Annotated in this window: 5 protein-coding genes; 3 read left to right on the top strand and 2 right to left on the bottom strand. The window is 43.1% G+C overall.

Going from position 1 to position 4,162, the window contains the following annotated elements; genetic code table 11:
- A partial coding sequence (locus F8S12_RS07230; RefSeq protein ID WP_196515643.1) for a Fur family transcriptional regulator occupies positions 1–418 on the bottom strand: 418 nt, incomplete at its 3' end.
- Between the two features lie 650 nt (positions 419–1,068).
- Here F8S12_RS07230 and F8S12_RS07225 point away from each other — a divergent pair.
- Entirely contained in the window at positions 1,069–1,539 is a 471-nt protein-coding gene (locus F8S12_RS07225) for a CRR6 family NdhI maturation factor (protein ID WP_196515644.1), read from the top strand.
- Positions 1,540–1,659: 120 nt separating this feature from the next.
- Here F8S12_RS07225 and F8S12_RS07220 read toward each other — a convergent pair whose 3' ends face one another.
- Complete coding sequence (locus F8S12_RS07220; RefSeq protein WP_196515642.1) at positions 1,660–2,619, bottom strand: glycosyltransferase family 9 protein; 960 nt, start codon at positions 2,617–2,619, stop codon at positions 1,660–1,662.
- A 69-nt stretch (positions 2,620–2,688) separates the two neighbouring features.
- On the opposite strand from F8S12_RS07220, the gene ispD reads away from it, so the two are divergent.
- Complete coding sequence (gene ispD / locus F8S12_RS07215; protein WP_196515641.1) at positions 2,689–3,372, top strand: 2-C-methyl-D-erythritol 4-phosphate cytidylyltransferase; 684 nt, start codon at positions 2,689–2,691, stop codon at positions 3,370–3,372.
- Between the two features lie 190 nt (positions 3,373–3,562).
- A complete protein-coding gene (gene scpB, locus F8S12_RS07210; RefSeq protein WP_196515640.1) occupies positions 3,563–4,105 on the top strand; it encodes an SMC-Scp complex subunit ScpB in 543 nt (180 codons plus the stop codon).
- Positions 4,106–4,162: the final 57 nt, after the last annotated feature.

The following is a 4,162-nucleotide window of genomic DNA, read 5'->3' as shown; positions in this document are numbered from 1 at the left end:
AGTTAATACTGTAGTCAGTAATCCGCACTCCTGTTTCTTCTTCAATTTTGCGGATAAAATCTTCTGGCAGTTCCACATGAACATCAAGAATTTGATTTGTATCTACACAGTTTATGTGACTATGCGAATCACTGATATTGCCGTACAAACGCCCATCACAGCGTTCAATACATTCAATAATACTTTGACTTGATAATGCTTCTAAATTTTGATAAACAGAGGTATGACCGATCTCTTTGCCTTGTTGATTCAAGCGATCGTAAATCTCTCTAGCAGATAGATGCTCATTTGCTTGCCAAAGTAATTCCAGAATAAAGCGACGCTGGCGGCTGACTCGCATACCCAGGATTTGACACCGCTCAAGCGCATCTTCTAGAGAACGAATTGGTCTTGTAGAAGAAATTGTTTGTTTTTGCATATTTATTACAGCTTATTAACTGTTGAGGGAATTTTCCCATCTCAGTGTTTATTGGTTATTTTATATATGTAAGGATATTGCACACCGCTCTTTATACCTGTACTTGTGTTTTGGCTTTTGATGCTACGGAAGTCACAGGTGGCGATAATGATTTTTGCTTATTGACGGCTATTTTATCAGACCTTAATTTAAAACAAACTCATTACAACTTTAACTTAAAATTGCTGTAAATGTCCACCTTGGGGCAGGCGTTGCCTTTCCCAAGCAAGCTAATTCTGATGGTATATCATGTTAATCAGTAATATTTAAGTTAAAGATGAGCAATTATAGCGATTATAAAATTTACATTAAAATTGAGAAAAATACGGTGTAAGTGAGTGGCGATGCCAGTGGATCATATAAAGGCTAGCAACTAGATGTATATTTGTTAAAATCAGCAAAAACTAAGCAAAAGTATCAGAGAAGTTTGAAAAGGTCAGACTTGTTTGTATGGGTTGACCAATTATCAGCAAAAAAGTATCAGAAAATACTAATTAATTCGTGAAGAAGACTTTGTGCTACGAAAAGGAAATGTAGCGTCAATGCCTGAAAGCTGCTACTGTAGATTGTCGATCCTACAGTTGAGCATCAAGAAAGTGGCTGCTGAATCAATGACAATCGCGATCGCACTCAATAACGACTTCATTAACAATCTGGATCTGTCGCCTGCGTCAACGGTGATTGAACAACTGCTGCAAGATGGGGTTGCATCCCATGAACAGCAGCTACGCTTTGATATCAATTACGATCTCCAACCTGGTGATCCCCGCGAACTCTCAGAAATTCCAGAGGTGCGGCTTTGGTTTGTGCGCCTGGATGCCAAATACCCTTGGTTAGCATTTTTACTAGATTGGAAAGCTGGAGAGTTCGCGCGTTATGCCGCCATGCTTGTACCGCACCAGTTCAGTTCTCAAGAAGGCATTCAGTACAATCCTGAAGCCTTAGAAATATTTTTAATGCACAAAATCTTTATTTTAGGCGATTGGCTCAAACAGCAGGGCATCCCCAGCCTATCGCGGCTGAAGTCTATGGCCCAAATGTTGGGTTATGAATTAGACGATGCTTTTTTTGAGATATTTTAATATTGAATAACCGCAAAATCTAGCTGTCACATCCAGGTTTTGCGGTCATTAAACAAACGCATAACTAACTACATTGGATATCCAATAGACTGATTGCAGAAGTTGGGACAAACTCTTGATTTAGCCACCCCAAATTTTCTCCAAAACTGTGTTTGGTGAAATATCCGCCATTTTTCCAGTAGGGGATTTAATGGCAAGGAACTTATCGTTTTTCGGCAACAACTTAGCTGGGTCAGTAGGGCCAAGTAGGGAGATAGTATAGGTTTGGACTGCAACACTCAGTTGTAGTGCAGCACTATCAGTAGACAACATCAAATTTGCCCCGGCAATTATAGCAGTTAACTTGCCAATATCATCCGGCGCAGTCACCTTGATATCTGGAGAAGACTCCAGAAGCGATCGCACAAACTGTTCATCGCCAGACCCCTTAATGACTACCACAGGCAGATCCGGCTGCTTGTATTGGAAGTCTTGAATAATTTGCTGCCAATTCTGGACAGGGTAGATTTTATCCAGTTCTTTAGCCTGGGATAACTGGCCAGAACCGCCATCAATCAAGATATAACCTGTTTCATGTACCCCTAAACGTTTTTGTTCCTTTTGTGCCCACTCAATATCTGGTTTTGGCACATTTACCGCTAACTCTGGCACAGGGGTTTTTATGGACAATGGTTGCAGCAAATCGTGATATAATTCCGCCGCATACTGGGATGGTTTAAACGGCACAGCGTGGGTAAGAAAAACCGAGCCTTTGCCTTGGTAGCTAATGCGTATAGGAATTCCCGTCAACCAGAGTAGAAGACCCACAAACCAACTTTGCTTAACAGCAATGGCAACATCGTATTCGCGATCGCGAATTGTGCCCACCAGATTGCCCCAATCTGCCAGACTGTTACGGTCTTGAAAATCAAAGGCCAGTACCTCGTGAACTGACTTGCTCACCCGGTAGGCAGCCTTTGACCGGGGTTCAACAACGACATCTATCTGAGCGTTAGGGTAATAGCGCTTTAAATCATCTAGAGTCGGAAAGAAGAGAATTTGATCGCCAATTCCGCCAGGTACAAGGGCTATTACTCGCATAATATTTATTGACGCTTACTCGCTCCCTATTTTAGGGGAAAATATATAGCTTAAAGATAGAGGAATTCTGTGTATTTATTAATTCCAGCTGCGGGAATCGGAAAAAGAATGGGGAGTAACCGCAATAAACTCCTGCTGAAAGTGCGATCGCAACCAATCATTGCTTGGACTTTGTTAGCCGCAGAAGCCGCCAGTACAATTAGTTGGATCGGGATTATTTCTCAACCTGCCGACTGGTCTGATTTTAAGGCAATTCTCGCCGATCTGAAGCTGACTAAACCAGTGGAATTGATTCAAGGTGGCTCCACCCGCCAAGAATCTGTTTACAATGGCTTGCAAGCGCTACCACAAGCCGCAGAACAAGTGTTGATTCACGATGGCGCTAGATGCCTGATCACACCAGATTTATTTAACTCTTGTGCCGAGGCAATTCGCCACTGTGCCGGTTTAATTGCTGGTGTACCCGTCAAAGACACCATCAAAGTTGTCGATGAACAAGGCATAATTCAAGAAACACCCGACAGACGACAACTATGGGCAGCACAAACTCCCCAAGCATTTGATGTCAAGTTGTTGAAACAGTGCCATGCTGAAGGTGTCCGTCAAGGTTGGGAAGTAACTGACGACGCCGCCTTATTTGAAAAGTGCGGCATTGAGGTGCGAATTGTCGAGGGAGAGGAGACAAATTTAAAAGTGACGACTCCCCAAGATTTAGCGATCGCAGAATTTATCCTCACGAGTAGAGGTTTTTGAGAAAGTGGGGAGTGGGGAGTAGGGAGCAGGGGAGGCAGGGGGAGCAGTGGTGGAATAACTAATGCCTAATGCCCAATTCCCAATTTGAGAGTTTTAAACAATATTTTGACAATTTACGATATAGTGCCACACACTTGTTGATTATTAGTTGTCATGTACTAATGACCAATGACCAATGACCAATGACTAAATGATTACAGCCACAGCGACGAAGATAGAAGCGATTCTCTATTTAAAGGGTAAACCCTTGTCGCTCGGCGAAATCGCCGAGTATGCCGCGTGCGATCGCGCCACTGTCAAAGAAGGCATAATTGAACTCATGGACAACTATGCCCACCGAGATAGTGCCTTAGAGGTAGTAGAAACCCCAGATGGTTACAGTTTGCAACTGCGGTCTGACTTTTATGATTTAGTGCAAACTATGATACCAGTAGAATTGGGTGTAGGTGCATTACGGACTTTGGCAGCGATCGCCCTCAATAGTCCCATACTTCAAAGCGACTTAATTAACCTACGCGGTTCAGGAGTATATCAGCACGTTCCAGAACTCGTCGAACTCGGTTTCATCCGAAAACGCCGAGACAGCGATTCTCGTTCCTACTCACTTCAAATAACACCGAAATTTCACCAGTATTTCCAAATAGAACAACTCCCGCAAATACTTTCCACCAGCCAGAAGGAAGAACAACTAGAGCTAGAACTAGAACTAAAGGGAGTAGGGAGTGGGGAGTAGGGAGTGGGGGGATGAGGGGGACAAAGAAGAAGAAATATTGATTATTCCCCATTCCCC

Source organism: Nostoc sp. WHI, from assembly GCF_015714725.1.
GTDB lineage: Bacteria > Cyanobacteriota > Cyanobacteriia > Cyanobacteriales > Nostocaceae > Nostoc.
Note: the sequence above shows the minus strand (reverse complement) of the source record. Positions and strands in the feature narration are given on the sequence as shown.